The sequence below is a fragment of the Salmonella sp. SG203 genome (genome assembly GCF_013350575.1).
Lineage (GTDB): Bacteria > Pseudomonadota > Gammaproteobacteria > Enterobacterales > Enterobacteriaceae > Salmonella > Salmonella enterica.
The window spans coordinates 25,752-40,944 of sequence record NZ_SNMT01000001.1; the positions used below are offsets into that span (position 1 = coordinate 25,752).

General features: G+C 49.7%; 19 protein-coding genes. 11 read left to right on the forward strand and 8 right to left on the reverse strand.

Annotation, left to right across the window (positions count from 1 at the left end):
* Positions 1–99: 99 nt before the first annotated feature.
* The 4 genes from yeaR (at position 100) to HV477_RS00170 (ending at position 2,080) form a co-directional block, all read left to right on the forward strand.
* On the forward strand, positions 100–462 hold the full coding sequence (gene yeaR / locus HV477_RS00155) for a DUF1971 domain-containing protein YeaR (protein ID WP_001248993.1): 363 nt from the start codon (positions 100–102) through the stop codon (positions 460–462).
* Positions 463–464: 2 nt separating this feature from the next.
* Positions 465–647 carry a DUF1869 domain-containing protein gene (locus HV477_RS00160; RefSeq protein ID WP_000513733.1) on the forward strand — a complete coding sequence of 61 codons (183 nt, stop codon included), beginning with the start codon at positions 465–467 and terminating at the stop codon, positions 645–647.
* A 229-nt stretch (positions 648–876) separates the two neighbouring features.
* The gene (locus HV477_RS00165; RefSeq protein WP_001576139.1) at positions 877–1,518 is read left to right on the forward strand and encodes a hypothetical protein; all 642 of its coding nucleotides are present in this window, start codon (positions 877–879) and stop codon (positions 1,516–1,518) included.
* A gap of 313 nt (positions 1,519–1,831) precedes the next feature.
* Positions 1,832–2,080, forward strand: coding sequence for a GlsB/YeaQ/YmgE family stress response membrane protein (locus HV477_RS00170; RefSeq protein WP_000512149.1), 249 nt, complete (start codon positions 1,832–1,834; stop codon positions 2,078–2,080).
* A gap of 138 nt (positions 2,081–2,218) precedes the next feature.
* On the opposite strand, the gene HV477_RS00175 is transcribed toward HV477_RS00170, so the two are convergent.
* The gene (locus HV477_RS00175; protein WP_001589065.1) at positions 2,219–2,317 is read right to left on the reverse strand and encodes a YoaK family small membrane protein; all 99 of its coding nucleotides are present in this window, start codon (positions 2,315–2,317) and stop codon (positions 2,219–2,221) included.
* A gap of 195 nt (positions 2,318–2,512) precedes the next feature.
* On the opposite strand from HV477_RS00175, the gene HV477_RS00180 reads away from it, so the two are divergent.
* Positions 2,513–2,764, forward strand: coding sequence for a DUF333 domain-containing protein (locus HV477_RS00180; protein WP_000673492.1), 252 nt, complete (start codon positions 2,513–2,515; stop codon positions 2,762–2,764).
* A 68-nt stretch (positions 2,765–2,832) separates the two neighbouring features.
* On the forward strand, positions 2,833–3,144 hold the full coding sequence (locus HV477_RS00185) for a hypothetical protein (protein WP_000487129.1): 312 nt from the start codon (positions 2,833–2,835) through the stop codon (positions 3,142–3,144).
* On the opposite strand, the gene HV477_RS00190 is transcribed toward HV477_RS00185, so the two are convergent.
* Positions 3,130–3,477: a DUF488 domain-containing protein gene (locus HV477_RS00190; RefSeq protein ID WP_001222530.1), complete on the reverse strand. Its 348-nt coding sequence runs from the start codon at positions 3,475–3,477 to the stop codon at positions 3,130–3,132. The two genes, HV477_RS00185 and HV477_RS00190, sit on opposite strands and share 15 nt — an antisense overlap.
* A gap of 118 nt (positions 3,478–3,595) precedes the next feature.
* On the reverse strand, positions 3,596–4,780 hold the full coding sequence (locus HV477_RS00195) for a CynX/NimT family MFS transporter (protein ID WP_000205341.1): 1,185 nt from the start codon (positions 4,778–4,780) through the stop codon (positions 3,596–3,598).
* 100 nt (positions 4,781–4,880) lie between these two features.
* Here HV477_RS00195 and HV477_RS00200 point away from each other — a divergent pair, with 100 nt between their 5' ends.
* A complete protein-coding gene (locus tag HV477_RS00200; RefSeq protein ID WP_048590774.1) occupies positions 4,881–5,675 on the forward strand; it encodes a helix-turn-helix transcriptional regulator in 795 nt (264 codons plus the stop codon).
* Here HV477_RS00200 and HV477_RS00205 read toward each other — a convergent pair.
* On the reverse strand, positions 5,655–6,101 hold the full coding sequence (locus HV477_RS00205; RefSeq protein WP_000460698.1) for a DUF441 domain-containing protein: 447 nt from the start codon (positions 6,099–6,101) through the stop codon (positions 5,655–5,657). The two genes, HV477_RS00200 and HV477_RS00205, sit on opposite strands and share 21 nt — an antisense overlap.
* A gap of 205 nt (positions 6,102–6,306) precedes the next feature.
* Here HV477_RS00205 and yoaI point away from each other — a divergent pair, with 205 nt between their 5' ends.
* Positions 6,307–6,414 carry a small membrane protein YoaI gene (gene yoaI, locus HV477_RS00210; protein WP_000272241.1) on the forward strand — a complete coding sequence of 36 codons (108 nt, stop codon included), beginning with the start codon at positions 6,307–6,309 and terminating at the stop codon, positions 6,412–6,414.
* Here yoaI and HV477_RS00215 read toward each other — a convergent pair.
* Positions 6,411–6,929, reverse strand: a complete 519-nt coding sequence (locus HV477_RS00215) for a YbaK/prolyl-tRNA synthetase associated domain-containing protein (protein ID WP_010989016.1) — start codon at positions 6,927–6,929, stop codon at positions 6,411–6,413. The two genes, yoaI and HV477_RS00215, sit on opposite strands and share 4 nt — an antisense overlap.
* Positions 6,930–6,978: 49 nt before the next feature.
* Entirely contained in the window at positions 6,979–8,472 is a 1,494-nt protein-coding gene (dgcJ, locus tag HV477_RS00220; protein ID WP_001048658.1) for a diguanylate cyclase DgcJ, read from the reverse strand.
* Between the two features lie 293 nt (positions 8,473–8,765).
* Here dgcJ and HV477_RS00225 point away from each other — a divergent pair, with 293 nt between their 5' ends.
* Entirely contained in the window at positions 8,766–8,963 is a 198-nt protein-coding gene (locus tag HV477_RS00225; protein WP_001805136.1) for a hypothetical protein, read from the forward strand.
* A 149-nt stretch (positions 8,964–9,112) separates the two neighbouring features.
* Here HV477_RS00225 and HV477_RS00230 read toward each other — a convergent pair whose 3' ends face one another.
* Both HV477_RS00230 and yeaG read right to left on the reverse strand, forming a co-directional pair.
* Positions 9,113–10,393: a YeaH/YhbH family protein gene (locus HV477_RS00230; RefSeq protein ID WP_079898947.1), complete on the reverse strand. Its 1,281-nt coding sequence runs from the start codon at positions 10,391–10,393 to the stop codon at positions 9,113–9,115.
* 122 nt (positions 10,394–10,515) lie between these two features.
* Positions 10,516–12,450 carry a protein kinase YeaG gene (yeaG, locus tag HV477_RS00235; protein WP_001518010.1) on the reverse strand — a complete coding sequence of 645 codons (1,935 nt, stop codon included), beginning with the start codon at positions 12,448–12,450 and terminating at the stop codon, positions 10,516–10,518.
* 428 nt (positions 12,451–12,878) lie between these two features.
* On the opposite strand from yeaG, the gene HV477_RS00240 reads away from it, so the two are divergent.
* Positions 12,879–13,625 (forward strand): MipA/OmpV family protein, encoded by a 747-nt coding sequence (locus HV477_RS00240; protein WP_000163762.1) that lies wholly within the window; start codon positions 12,879–12,881, stop codon positions 13,623–13,625.
* A gap of 289 nt (positions 13,626–13,914) precedes the next feature.
* Positions 13,915–15,111, forward strand: coding sequence for an anaerobic sulfatase maturase (locus HV477_RS00245; RefSeq protein ID WP_079898948.1), 1,197 nt, complete (start codon positions 13,915–13,917; stop codon positions 15,109–15,111).
* Positions 15,112–15,193 lie beyond the last annotated feature (82 nt).

A 15,193-nucleotide genomic window follows, 5' to 3' on the forward strand; every position in this document is an offset into this window, starting at 1 on the left:
TAACCAATAAATGGTATTTAAAATGCTGTTTTTGGAGCGTAACCTTTTTACGTCAGCGATGAGATTATCGCTGAGTAACCTGCGGGAAGAGGGAAGCAAATGCGGCAAATTCCACAAAATCATATCCATACACGTTCCACGCCCTTCTGGAACAAAGAGACGGCGCCTGCCGGAATTTTCGAACGCCACCTTGATAAGGGAACGCGACCCGGCGTTTATCCTCGCCTCTCGGTGATGCAGGGGGCGGTCAAATATCTCGGATACGCTGATGAACATTGCTCTGAGCCGGAAGAGATCATGGTGATCAATGCCGGCGAGTTTGGCGTGTTTCCTCCGGAAAAGTGGCACAATATTGAGGTCATGACGGATGATACCTATTTTAACATCGACTTTTTTGTCGCGCCGGAAGTACTGATGGAAGGGGCGACCTCACGAAAAGTCATTCATGCCGGGAGAGAATAATAATGGGAAAAGCCACTTATACCGTCACGGTCACGAATAATAGCAACGGCGTCTCTGTGGACTATGAAACGGAAGCACCGATGACGTTGCTGGTACCTGAAGTTGCAGCAGAAGTTGTGAAGGATTTGGTCAATACCGTGCGTTCCTACGATACCGAAAACGAACACGACGTTTGCGGTTGGTAAAGATGCTGTAGTATCTATTTGATATAAAATGATTCTTTAAATGAGAAGCCGCATCGCGCGTGGCCAGCGTGATGCGGTTTTTGCGTATTGAAAAGCGCTGTTTATTTACATCAGACATGGGTTGAAAAGAAACATTAAGAAAACATTAAGAATATCGCATTGTTTGCTAATGAGAGCGTATTCATAAAACTTATGATTGGGTATTAAAAACCAGAAGAGTCTTATAATCATGAAACTCGATACCCGATTAACTTCGTCAGCACTTACTCTTGCGCTTGCCGCTGTGGTCATCCCGTTTACGGCGGACTGGCAATTGCCTTTGCTTAACGGCGTGGTGGTCCGATGGATTGAAAACGGACAAGCGTTATGGTTACTGTTTGGGGCGCTATTTACCGCCTGGTATATACGGCCACTTTCCCGTCCCGAAGGGGCAAAGCAGTTTTGGCTATGGGCTGTTGTCTGGTGGGTGGTGCTATTGGGTAGAAGCACCAGTTGGGGGCGTGACTATTTCCCTGACGAGCCGCGTATGCTGTTCAGAACGATTTCAGTGCTATTAATTGCTGCGTTAGTCTTGCCAGTCCTGTTTTCTGCCGGGCTCCGTAAGGAGATTGTTCGTCGCCTACGGGACGCTCCTCTGCCATTGTGGCTGTTTACCGTGACAGCATGTTCATATCTGATTTCCGACACTGTCGAGCATCATCGGTGGTTGTCGCCGATATTCCTGCATAACGCTCGTTACACAGATTTGATTGAAGAGCTTTATGAAGTGCCATTTATGATCGGTTTGTTTATGGTGACCGTGGTGTTTATGCAGCAGGACAAGCAGGATGAATGTACGGCGCTGGAGATGACCCCGTATCACGCAAAATAGCGCGGCTGAAAAAGACCATGAATTCGACATGGGATAGATAGCGGTTAGCAAAAAAAGCCCGCACTCGGTGAGGCGGGCAAATAATACTGGAAGCAATGTGAGCAATGTCGTACCGAACAGGTGGGTTATAAACTCAACCACTCGGTGTTGATAAAGATAATCGTTATCATTAATGATTGCAACCCTGATATTTATGCGCTTTTATCCACGACGCTAAAAGGTGATGGATATCACAAACTTCACTTTCCTGACGATGTGCTATTCTTTTTAACGGCAAATAAACCGCTAACGTTAAGACATAAGTGAGGAAAAAATGGGCATTCTTTCATGGATTATTTTTGGACTTATTGCGGGTATTTTGGCTAAGTGGATCATGCCAGGTAAAGATGGCGGCGGATTCTTTATGACGATCATTCTGGGGATCGTTGGTGCGGTAGTCGGAGGATGGATCAGTACGTTCTTTGGCTTTGGCAAAGTGGATGGTTTCAACTTCGGCAGCTTTGCAGTCGCGGTGATCGGCGCGATTGTCGTGCTGTTAATCTACAGAAAAATCAAAAGCTAAACGCAGAAATTTCAGAGATAATAAAGGCTACGACAGGTAGCCTTTATTATTCAAAATGAATTTACCACCAGCCCAGTTCGGTACCCGCCGCCGCAATTAGCGCGATGCCCATCAACACCATCGTTGTTTTCCTCATGGTTATGCTCCCGGCGCGGCGTAACCGCCAATAAAAAACCATGCCAAAAATAATATTGCCGTAATGAAAATGACGACAGGGAAGAGGATACCCACTCTCATGCTATTACCTTCACTGTTCAGGGGGCGCCAGAATAGCAGGGTTTTCTCAGCGACAAAAGGTCGGTTGCTTTGTGACAGGGCGTGGCTATTACTGACTTAACCCGGGATAAACACCCGCTAAAGCGCTGACAGAAAGTATGGAAATAGCGTACCCGCCAGGTTATCCTGGATAAAATATCGCTTTAAGGAGTCGTTATGAAATTTACGTGGATTGCGTTGCCAGGCGTATTGCTGCTGAGCGCTTGTTCATCGTCGCAACCCAACGCCCCCAGGCCACCGCGCATTGGGATGCCTAATCCGGCAGCCGTCTACTGTGAGCAACAGGGCGGTACGCTGATGCCGGTGCAGACCCCACAAGGCGTGCGTTCCGATTGCAAATTGCCCAATGGCGAAATCATTGATGAGTGGACATTATGGCGCAGAGAGCACCCTGATACGAAAAAGTGACAACCTGCGGTCCGACGGGATATGATTAAGAACAATCTGATAATGAGTTTCATGCGGCGCAAGAAAATATGTTTCAGTTAAAGCCGGGCGCGTTGGCAATAGTTATTGGCGCTAAGACACCCGCCGGACGGCGGAATATTGGTAAATCGGTTGAGCTATTTTGCCTGTGCCAACCCGGAGATGAATTCATTAATCCGGTAAATGGACACGTCACCTTACTGCCGAAAGAAGCGCCTCGGGCGCTGTGGCTGGTTACGGGCGACGTAGCCTCCGCCGATGGTCAGCACGGTTTTGCCTGGGTGCGAGCAGAACATTTGATGCCGTTGTCCCCGGACAGACAACCAGGCCAGGCGGCGGCACGACAATCACAGCTCTCGTAGCCACTCTGCCAGCACAATGGCATGGTTCTGGCGAGTATCTTTAGCGGCGTATAGCAACGTTAGCGGCTGGTGTCGGGCAATATCCGCCAGCCGTTTGCCTTCGTGATGCTGTTGCGCAAGTTCTGCCCGGTATTGCTGCGCGAAGTGGTTAAAATCAATCAGTTCGCTATGAAAGGCTTTGCGCAATTCGGTGGAGGGCGTAATGGCCTTGTTCCATTCATCATAGACCAGCGCCGATTTTTTAATGCCTCGCGGCCATAGCCTGTCAACCAATACCCGATAACCATCGTCTTTTTCCGCCGGGAAATAGACGCGCTTACACTGGATTCGCATTTTTCCCTCCTGTGATGGTGTCGCTTACGGTACTTTTGTCGGATAGCGGTAATGATTTTAATGGATCAGGCCTGATAAACGAAGCGTCATCAGGCATTCAAGTGGGTATCAGGTTTATTTATGACGCTATCTCTCGATCGCGTCCGGCGTAGAGGCCGAAAATCGCCATGATGATAGCCAGAACCGTTACGCCCGATAGCGGCAGATACCAGCTACCGCTGGCATCATGAAGTTTTCCCATGACGGGCGGCCCACATGCCGCCAGTAAATACCCGACCGACTGCGCCATGCCGGAAAGCGCCGCCGCCTGATGCGCCGAACTGGCGCGCAGGCCGATAAACGTCAGGCCGAGGATCATCGTCGCGCCTGAACCGAAGCCGAACAGTAGCGTCCAGATGATCGCCTGGCCCGGCACAAACCAAAGCCCCGCCGCGCCCACTGCGCACAATAGTGAGACCAGCGCGGCAATCCAGCGTTGATCGTTAAAGCGGTGCAAAATAAGCGGAATAGCTAACCCAGGCGCCGCGGTCGCCAGTTGCAGCAGGCCATGTAGCGATCCTGCTTGTGCTTCGCTGTAACCGTGGCTGATGAGTATTGTTGGTAACCAGCCGATAATCACATAATAAATCAGTGAGTTAAGTCCCAGAAACAACGTAACTTGCCAGGCTAAAGGCGAACGCCAGATACCGCGTTCATGTAATGCCCGGGAGCTACTCAGGTTAGCTGAGCGGGTAGTGCGCCACTGCGGCAACCAGATAAGAAACGCCAACAGCGGAAACAGCATCAGCATTAACAGCGCGCCGCGCCAGCCAAAACCGTGCAACGCCAGCGGAACCACCAGCGCAGACCCCAACGCGGCGGCGGCACCCATCGTCAATGAGTACGCGCCCGTCAGCCTGGCGACATGTTGTGAAAAATCGCGCTTAATCAATCCTGGTAGCAGCACATTACCCAGCGCGATCCCGCACCCAATAATGGCAGTTCCGGCAAATAACAATGCAGCGGAGGGCAGGGAGCGGAGGGCAATACCCGCGCAAATCAGCAGCATTGCGGCGAACAGACTACGTTCCATCCCGAACCGGCGCGCAATACCGGCCGCCAGTGGTGAAACCAGTGCAAACGCCAGAAGCGGCAAGGTTGTTAGCAGGCCCGTCTGGGCGGTGGAAAGACCGTAATCCGAACGGATTGTCTCCAGCAACGGCGCAGCGCCGGTAAATGTTACGCGCAGCGTAGTGGCTATCATCAAAATACCGGCAATCAGTAAAGCGCCCTGTTTGCCGCGTGGTGAAAGGGCTGTCGTCATCGTTTTCTCATCTCGTCAGGCGAGGCGATACCTTAACAGTTTTTACTGTTTGGATGAATCAAGCTAAAATGACAATTTATCGCTAAAATCGGACAATATAATGATTGGCCTGAGACTGGATGGTTACGATCCCGACCTTCACCACGATGCCGCTGTGGCCTTTTGTATTCGCGCCAGGGATGATGAACTGTTTAGCCCTCGCCATCAGCATCGCAAGGGACAGTTGATTCTCGCTCTGCACGGCGCGATTACCTGCGAGGTGGAAAATGCGATGTGGATGGTTCCGCCCCAGTATGCCGTCTGGCTCCCCGGCTCGCTGCCGCACAGTAATCATGTGACCGCAGGGGCGGAGCTGTGCTTTTTATTTATTGAACCTGCGGCGGTCGTCATGCCGGAGCGTTGCTGCACGCTGAAAATTTCGCCGTTATGCCGGGAGTTGATTTTGTCGCTGGCGCGCAGAACCGATCCCGAAAGAGCGCAAATGCCAACGCAGCGCCTTATTCAGGTGTTGTTTGATGAACTGCCGCAGCAGCCGCAGGAACAATTGCAATTACCGGTATCGGGGCATCCGAAAATCCGCCAAATGGTTGAGACAATGGCGCAGGAGCCCGCGCGATGGAATACATTAGGGCAGTGGGCCAGCGTATTCGCGATGAGCGAGCGTAACCTTGCCCGGCTGGTCGTCAAAGAGACGGGACTAAGCTTTCGTCGCTGGCGTCATCAGTTGCAATTAATTCTGGCGCTACAAGCGCTGATCGCGGGGCGTAATGTACAACAGACGGCGCAAATGCTGGGTTATGATTCCACCACGGCATTCATTACCATGTTTAAAAAAGGCCTGGGGCAGACGCCAGGCCAGTATCTGACGGGCGAGTTACTGCTTTCCCACAATTAAAGAGACCAGCCCCGCCGCAATCAGTGGGCCGACCGGCACGCCGCGAAACAGCGCGACGCCAAGTACCGTACCGACCAGCAGCCCGGCGACGAGCTGCGGTTGGTTTCCCATCAGCGTAATGCCGCGACCGCCCAGCCAGGAGACGAAAACGCCGACGGCAATCGCGACCAGCGATTTCCAGTTCACAAAAGAGTGGATCAATGTGGAGGGCGGTAGGGTTCCGCTGGCGATGGGAGCCATTACGCCGATGGTCAGAATGATAATCCCGACGGTGAGTCCCTGTTTTTCAATCCAGGGAAAAAAGGTATTCAACGGGGTTACGCGGACAATAATCAGCACCAGAATTGAGACGGCGACAGTGGTGTTGTGGCTGATAAATCCCAGAGCTGCCAGTCCGAGCAGGATCAGCAGAGTGACATCAAACATTATGGTTTCCTTGCCAAAAAGTAAGCCTGACTACTTTACGCCCAAACGGCAAAGCGCACAGGCCTTTTTAACGATTGATGCGGATTTCAGGCAACTGCCTGAAAGACAATCTCTACGTGAAAAACGGCGTTGTCATTAAATTGCCATCAACGCCGCGTATTGCTAACAGGTGAACCGTCATTGTTGTCTTCCTGAGGATACAACTATGTACGATCCACCGTTTCTTGAAGCGCTGATGATTACGGCGTCGTTTTTCGCCATTTTTATCATTATCGTTGTGTCGGTATTGCTCCTTGAAGGGGGAGGGGACTAAGCCGTTGGCGATGACTGAAAGCGGCGGAAGACTGCCAGTTCTGGTCGGGCGATGCGCAGATAGTCCTGTGTATTCATAATGACTGATTTTTCCAGCAGGCCGGCATTAAAGGCAATTTCATCGAAACGCTCAAACAGGAGCGGATCGGCGACCAGTTTCAGATTGGGGTGAAAACTGAAAGGCGGGATCGCGCCAAAAACGCAGCCGGTCAGCATATCGACTTCCGCCGGGCTGGCAAGGGAAGCGCGTAAGCCGCCCAGATGTGAAGCAAGCTGAGAGAGGTCGGCTTGCTGATCGGCCGCCAGAATAGCAAGAACGTGCTGGTTGACGCCGTTGCCTTTGACTTTACAGACCAGCGCTTTTGCGCCCTGGCCCAGCGCAGTACCGCGTATTTCAGATACCGCTTCGCATTTCCCTACCGCTTCATGGTTCACCACACGATAGCGCGCGTTCTCCTGGGTTAATAAAGCCACTAAACGTTGGTGTGTAGCGACACCCTTCGCGACTTCAGTCATTTCGGCCATTTCTCACTCCTGGTGCAATATGAACATTTACTGCGAAGCACTATGATGAACGATGTTGTTTTTGTTGTTTGTTCAGATAGAGCTGCGCATCGGAAGCCTGGTAGGCATCATTAATCGTATCATTGGGCTGCATATTATAAATCCCGGCAGAAAAATGGACTGTCTTATCCGGTGCGATAATTTGCAGGTTACGAATAATACGCTCCGGCAGATGGATAGCCAAATCCGCCGCGTAATCAACAAGAATAATACAGAACTCATCGCCGCCGAGGCGAATGGCGTAATCGCTTTTACGAATCGATGTTTTAATCGCTTTCGCCAACAGGGTTATAATTCGGTCGCCTTCCTGGTGCCCCTGGGTATCGTTGATCAGTTTTAACCTATCGCAATCAATAGCGACAAATGTCACCGGCGTCCCGGTATTGACCAGGCGTTGCAGTCGCTGTTCCAGCACCGGTGTTAATATTTTACGGTTGTAAAGCCCGGTCATGGCATCGCTAATATTTTCGCGTGTGACGTTGCGATAAAGCCGAAAGTGCATCCGTACCATATTAAGCAGGAGCGCCGTTGCCAGTAAGTAAAAGGCCAGCGCTTTCCAGGACGAGACAAGGAAATAGGTTAAATCAAGGGACAACGAAACGCGCAGTCCACCAGGGATATCATGGCTATAATTCACATATTGAAACAGATTATTTTTGCTTTGATTAATAATAATTTCTTTTCCGGAGTCCATGTCCTTTAGTGTTACGTTAAGATAACGCCAAACCAGCGGACGGTCCTGGGTATAAAAAATATTTTTTAAATTATCCTGGTTAACATCCACCATCACGATACCTTTTAACGTTCCCGCCAGATAGACTGGCGTTAAAAAGCTCATGACGTTTTCCTGGGTAATATCATCCATGTAAATACTTGAAATAACCGTACGGCCGGTAAAAAGTTTATCTATATCTTTTCTGTTAATACCCATTGTGCCTTTTTGTAAAAAAGTCCAACGATGCATGGCGAAGCGCCGTGAGTTGATTAAATCATAGAAATAGACATAATGTTTATTTAAATCAACGTAATAACGGAATTTAAGCTCCAGTGTGCCCAGCCCGTGACTGTGGTCGTCCTGCGAACGGTTGATGCTTACCGCCTGATCAAATGCAGGCAGTAAAAGGGCGTCATCAAGATTATCGGTACACTGTGTAGCGGCGGTTTGCAGGGTACCATGTAGCGCCGGATAATTATGCCGGGTCAGGTTGACGCCGTGCGTACCGTTAATAGCCTCAAAGGCGTCGCAAAACGCGCGGCGTTTTTCTGCGGTGACGGGGTCTCCCGGCGCTTCAAAAGTTCGCATCAAATGTGCGGCGATGCTTTGATTCTGGTACTTATCGTACAAAAACGACGAATCGGCTCTCTCCATGATATAACGCATATAGGCATTCATTGCCCTGTCGCTGGCAATAAGTTCGTAAATCAGGAAGGACGATGTCAAAACGATGACGCTTGCCGAGATAAAGTGCCTGAGCGCTTTATGATGCAAATTCATGATGAACTACAGCCCTGAAAGTCGGATGCGTTAGTTTACCATAGCGATGAGAATTCCTCTAATAGACTGTTTAAAAATAAAACGTGTTGATGTTATGGAATAAAAATCATTCTCGATTTAATAAATTCAATAATATATGGTGTTGATATTTTCAGTCGTGACTATTGTCGCAAAAAGTAAATTGTTAATTAACGGCATCGATTTAACACTAACGAAAATAAAATAGCCTTTATTATTACGTGAAAGGAGTGTGAAGTGGTAAGGATAATAATGTACTTCCGTTCGGAGGCACTATGAAACGATTTAAAGAAATGGCAACAATTTTTCTTTTTGCATTGCTGGCTGCGGGGTTCACGTCGTCTGCTATGGCAGCGTCGGGTAGTGATAGCCCGTGGGATTTTGATTTTTCGGGTCCATGGCTTTTTTGTAAGCTGCAAAAACCTGATTCTCTGCAATTACCGCCACCTTTTGGTGAGTATTGCTGGCATTAATAAATCCATAGTATTTTAGTGATAAGTCGGCGCATGTAAGGTTAATCCAGTCAGGAGATATACAGGTTTACGGCTATTGTAGTGGTAGTATGTATAATTGCCTTGTTAGTGATAAATCAGCCCGTGACGCATTACGGGCTGATTTATGGTTATGCGCTTTGATTGGCGCTCTGTTTCTGAAACAATTCGCGGAATACCGGATAAATATCCTCCTGATCGCGAATATGCTGCATGGCGAAGTTATCGAACGTCGCCTGCAGATGTTCATACTCGCGCCATAAGGTCTGGTGGGCGCGGCGGGTAATCTCGATATAGCTGTAATAGCGCACTACCGGCAGCAGCTTTTTCGCCAGAATCTCATGGCACAGCGGTGAATCGTCGGCCCAGTTATCACCGTCTGACGCTTGCGCCGCATAGATGTTCCACTGACCGGGGTCGTAGCGCTCTTTAACTACTTCATCCATGAGTTTAAGCGCGCTGGAGACAATCGTCCCCCCGGTCTCTTGCGAATAAAAGAACTCATGTTCGTCCACTTCCTTCGCCTGGGTATGGTGGCGGATATAAACCACTTCTACGTTCTTATATGTTCGGCTCAAAAACAGATAGAGCAGAATGTAAAAACGCTTGGCCATATCTTTGGTTGCCTGGTCCATCGAACCCGAGACGTCCATCAGACAGAACATCACCGCCTGGCTGGAGGGCTCAGGCCGTTTTTCATAATTTTTATAGCGTAAATCAAAGGTGTCGATAAACGGCACTCGCTCGATTTTAGCCCGTAGTTCGGCAATCTCCCGACGTAATCGCTCCTCTTCAAGCAGTTGCGCTGGTTCGCTGTGGCTGATGGTCTCCAGTTCCGTTTCCAGGGCGTGCAGTTCGCGGCGTTTTCCTGCCGTCATTGCTGTACGGCGCGCCAGAGAGTTTTGTAGCGAACGTACCACGCTGATATTGGCCGGCACGCCGTTTGAGGTGAAACCGGCGCGGTGAGTTTTATACTCGTTAAGCTGGCGATGCTGGTTTTTTTTCAGATTAGGCAGCGCTAAATCTTCAAAGAGCAGATCCAGATACTCATCTTTTGAAATCTGAAAAACAAACTCATCCTGGCCTTCGCCGTCCTGGCTGGCCTGACCTTGACCGCTACCGGAACCGCCGCCGCCTTGCGGACGCTCAATGCGATCATTCTGGATAAAGTGATCGTTACCCGGATGGACGCGATGGCGCAGACCGCCGCGCCCCTGATGAAACATCGGTTCGCTAATATCATCGGTTGGAATAGAGACGGACTCTCCGCTGTCGACATCGGTCACAGAGCGTTTATTAATCGCTTCGGAAATCGACTGCTTAATTTGTGCTTTATAACGGCGCAAAAAGCGCTGGCGATTCACCGTGCTTTTATTTTTGCCGTTAAGACGTCGGTCTATGAACCAGGTCATATGCCCCCCGTACTGCCAACTGAGCGCCTGTTCTGTCAGTGCCGGATAGCGCTAACGCTTAGCCAGTCTACAGAACATTACTTTGTAGGCCCGGTAAGCGCAAGCGCCACCGGGCATTAACATCACGACGATTTACGCACGCGCAGGTACCACTCGCACAGCAAACGAACCTGCTTACGGGTATACCCTTTCTCCATCATCCGATCGACAAAGTCGTCATGCTTTTTCTGCTCGTCAGTCGACGTTTTGGCGTTAAAAGAAATGACCGGCAACAGCTCTTCAGTATTAGAGAACATTTTTTTCTCAATCACCGTGCGCAGCTTCTCGTAACTGGTCCAGTTTGGATTACGGCCGCTATTGTTGGCTCTGGCGCGCAGGACAAAATTTACTATCTCATTACGGAAATCTTTCGGGTTACTGATACCCGCTGGTTTTTCAATTTTTTCCAGTTCGGCGTTCAGCGACTCGCGATCGAACAGTTGACCGGTATCCGGGTCGCGATACTCCTGATCCTGAATCCAGAAATCCGCATAAGTCACGTAACGATCAAAAATGTTCTGCCCGTACTCAGAATAAGATTCGAGATAGGCCGTCTGGATCTCCTTGCCGATAAATTCGGCGTATTTCGGGATCAGGTAGCCTTTCAGGAACTCCAGATAACGCTCAGCCTGCTCCTGCGGGAACTGTTCACGCTCAATTTGTTGTTCCAGAACGTAGAACAGATGTACCGGGTTTGCCGCCACTTCCGCATGGTCGAAGTTGAATACGCGGGAGAGGATCTTAAAGGCGAATCGGGTGGAGAGACCGTTCATCCCTTCGTCCACACCCGCATAGTCGCGATACTCCTGGTACGATTTAGCTTTGGGGTCGGTATCTTTCAGGCTTTCACCGTCATAAACGCGCATTTTCGAGTAAATACTGGAATTTTCCGGCTCTTTCAGGCGGGAAAGAATCGAGAAGCGCGAAAGCGTTTCCAATGTGCCCGGCGCGCAGGGCGCATGAGCCAGCTCGCTATGATTAAGTAGTTTCTCGTAGATTTTGATCTCTTCGGAGATTCGCAGGCAATAAGGCACCTTCACGATATAGACACGGTCGAGGAACGCTTCGTTATTTTTATTGTTACGGAAAGTCACCCATTCAGATTCGTTTGAGTGGGCAAGTATGATGCCATTAAAGGGCAGGGCGGAAATACCTTCCGTACCATTGTAGTTACCTTCCTGGGTTGCGGTCAGCAAGGGGTGCAGCACCTTAATAGGCGCTTTAAACATCTCGACGAACTCCATGATCCCCTGGTTAGCGCGGCACAGCGCGCCAGAGTAACCATACGCATCCGGATCGTTCTGGGCGTGATGTTCGAGTTTACGAATATCCACCTTGCCGACCAGCGCCGAAATATCCTGGTTGTTTTCATCGCCGGGTTCCGTTTTGGCGATGGCAATCTGCTCCAGAATGGAGGGCCAGACTTTCACCACGCGGAATTTAGTAATATCGCCACCAAACTCATGCAGGCGTTTGGCCGCCCACGGGGACATAATCGTACCGAGATAGCGGCGCGGAATACCGTACTCTTTTTCCAGAATCTGCGCGTCTTCCTGCGGATTAAACAGGCATAACGGATGATCGTTGACCGGACTACGCTCGCCGTTGGCGCTTAAAACATAAATTGGCACGCGCTGCATTAGCGATTTCAGCCGTTCAGCGAGCGATGATTTGCCACCCCCCACAGGTCCCAGCAAATAGAGAATTTGCTTCTTCTCTTCCAGCCCTTGCGCCGCATGTTTCAGATAAGAGACAATCTGTTCAATCGCGTCTTCCATGCCGTAAAACTCTTCAAACGCAGGATAGCGAGCAATAACCCGGTTGGAGAAGAGTCGGGAAAGTCGGGGTTCCTGGGCAGTGTCGACCATATTAGGCTCGCCGATAGCCATTAATAGCCGCTCTGCCGCGTTGGCATAAGCACTGCGATCTTGCCGACAAATGGTAAGAAAATCCTGCAGTGTGAACTCTTCGTCCTTGGCAGCTTCGTAACGCTGGCGATAGTGATCGAATATATTCATGATATGCCATCCTTTCGTTTTTTCGCACATGTTAAGAGCCGTTCATATGAATAGTAGAGGCTCCCGGAAGAAGTAGACTGAACGCCGTCTCTGCTAAGGGAAAAAAAAAGCAACTCTCATGCCATTTTATTGGTCAGAAGATTAACGTGTCCGGTGATACACCTTCTTAACATTAAGCGTAGATGGCATTTGCAAAACTTGCCTGTACGCGTCAGTGGATTTCGATGACATATCAATAACTCATCAGGTAGAAAAGGCTGGTGGATATCAGAAAAAGCGTTCCCGGTCACATAACGATCATCAGCCGATCATCTGAAAATAATCGGTGGTGGTGATATTAAACGGTTACATTGTGTAAAATAGTTGGGCTTACAGGTATTGGCGGTTACACTTTTGCCGCAGAACATTTGAATAAGGAATTATGGATTGTGACCAAACTTAAACTTCTGGCTCTTGGCGTGTTTATTGCAACATCCGCCAGCGTCGCGCACGCTGAAAGCAACCTGACGTTGGGCGCAGGCGTTGGTGTGGTTGAACACCCTTATAAAGATTACGATAGCGATGTTTATCCGATACCGGTCATCGCTTATGAAAGCGAAAACTTCTGGTTCCGTGGTCTGGGCGGCGGGTACTACTTGTGGAATGACAATGCCGATAAGTTGTCAATCATGGCATACTGGTCCCCGATGTACTTCAAACCGGGCGACAGCGATGACCATCAGTTGCGTCGTCTGGACAGGCGTAAAAGTACTATGATGGCGGGCGTTTCTTACGCGCATCACACCCAGTATGGATTCCTGCGTACCTCACTGGCAGGGGATACGTTGGATAACAGTAACGGTATTGTCTGGGATCTGGCCTGGCTGTATCGGTATACCAATGGCGGGCTGACCTTAACGCCAGGTATCGGGGTTGAATGGAATAGCGAGAACCAGAACGATTACTATTACGGCGTATCACGTAAAGAATCTTCGCGTAGCGGCCTGCGCGGCTATAACCCGAACGATAGCTGGAACCCGTATCTTGAACTTAGCGCTAACTATAATTTCGCCGGTAACTGGAGCGTATATGGTACTGCGCGCTACACCCGCCTGTCGGATGAAATTACCGACAGCCCGATGGTGGATAAATCCTGGACCGGTATCCTTTCTACTGGCGTGACCTATAGATTCTGATTGATTGAATTTGCCGGAAAGACCATGACAAAGCCTGCGTTATGCAGGCTTTGTGCTGTCTGAAACGCGAACATGGCGGCTTGCATAAATGCGCTGTTGACCGGGTATGGCACAGCCTTACGTGATTTATACTTTGTTACATCAATTTAAAAAACTAGCCTTTTATATGAAAAATCCAGGTGATTACAACTGCGCTAACAATTAGCGTAATAATTGTTGCAATGCTGGCTGATATCGCCCTGTCACGTCCCGCTTATGCTATACCCATTCTTCACAGCGAGTAAGACGAATGAGCATAGTATTCAATACCGTAGCCAAGCCCAGCGGCAGTCTGTGTAACTTATCCTGCAAGTACTGTTTCTATCTTGATAAACCCCGGGGACAGCGCGTCATGTCTGACGATGTGCTGGAGACGTATATCCGCCGGGTAATTGATGATACGCCATCCTCAGAGGTCTCGTTTTGTTGGCAGGGAGGAGAGCCGACGCTATGCGGTCTTTCTTTTTACCAAAAAGTGGTGCGCTTGCAGCAACGCTATGCCAACGGCAAAACTATCTACAACAGTCTGCAAACCAATGGCGTATTAATCAATGAAGAGTGGGCGGCTTTCTTTGCGCAGCACCAGTTCCTGATTGGTATATCGATTGATGGGCCGCAAGTCGTTCATGATAATTACCGGAAAACGCCGTCAGGGCGGGCGTCTTTTTCCCGAGTCGTTAATGCTATCCGCCTTCTGCAGGCAAATGATGTCGAGTTCAACACGCTCACTGTCGTGAATGATGCGTCATGCCGTCATGGCAACGCTATTTATCATTTTTTGACGCAGGAACTGGAAAGTAAACACCTGCAATTTATTCCCATTGTTGAGCCGCTCGCGCAAAAAGCGCAGCGTTCTTTGACGTTATCTGACAATGAGGATTCGCCTTCGCTGATGCCCTTTTCCGTTACGCCTGAAGGGTGGGGCGCCTTTATGTGCGATGTTTTTGAACAATGGATACGTCACGATGTCGGACACATATTCGTACAGCTTTTTGACAACTTACTTGGCGTCTGGATGGGGGAGCCCGCCACGCTTTGTACGATGCAGTCGACCTGCGGGCAAAGTTTGCTGGTGGAGCAGAATGGCGACGTGTTTAGCTGTGACCATTTTGTTTTTCCCGCCTATAAACTGGGCAATCTGCAGCAACACTCTTTAGAAGAAATGGCGGCCTCTCCTTTTCAGCAGCAGTTTGGCGCGGCTAAAGCAAACCTTTCCTCACGCTGCCAGAACTGTACGTGGCGCTTTGCCTGTCACGGCGGTTGTCCGAAACATCGAATTTGTATGGACGGCGGCGAACGGCAAAATTATCTCTGTAAAGGATATCTGGAGTTCTTTCAACATGTGACGCCCTATATGAATGTGATGCGTCAATTATTACTGAATCAGCGACCCGCCGCGCATATTACCCGCATCGTCGACATGATTGCGGATGACGTTCGTCAGTGACAAGAAAATCGCCCCCTTGCGCGGTATGATGCCGGACATTACCGTAGGGTCTAAGAGTCCTGTATTGTTTTACCGTCGAGTG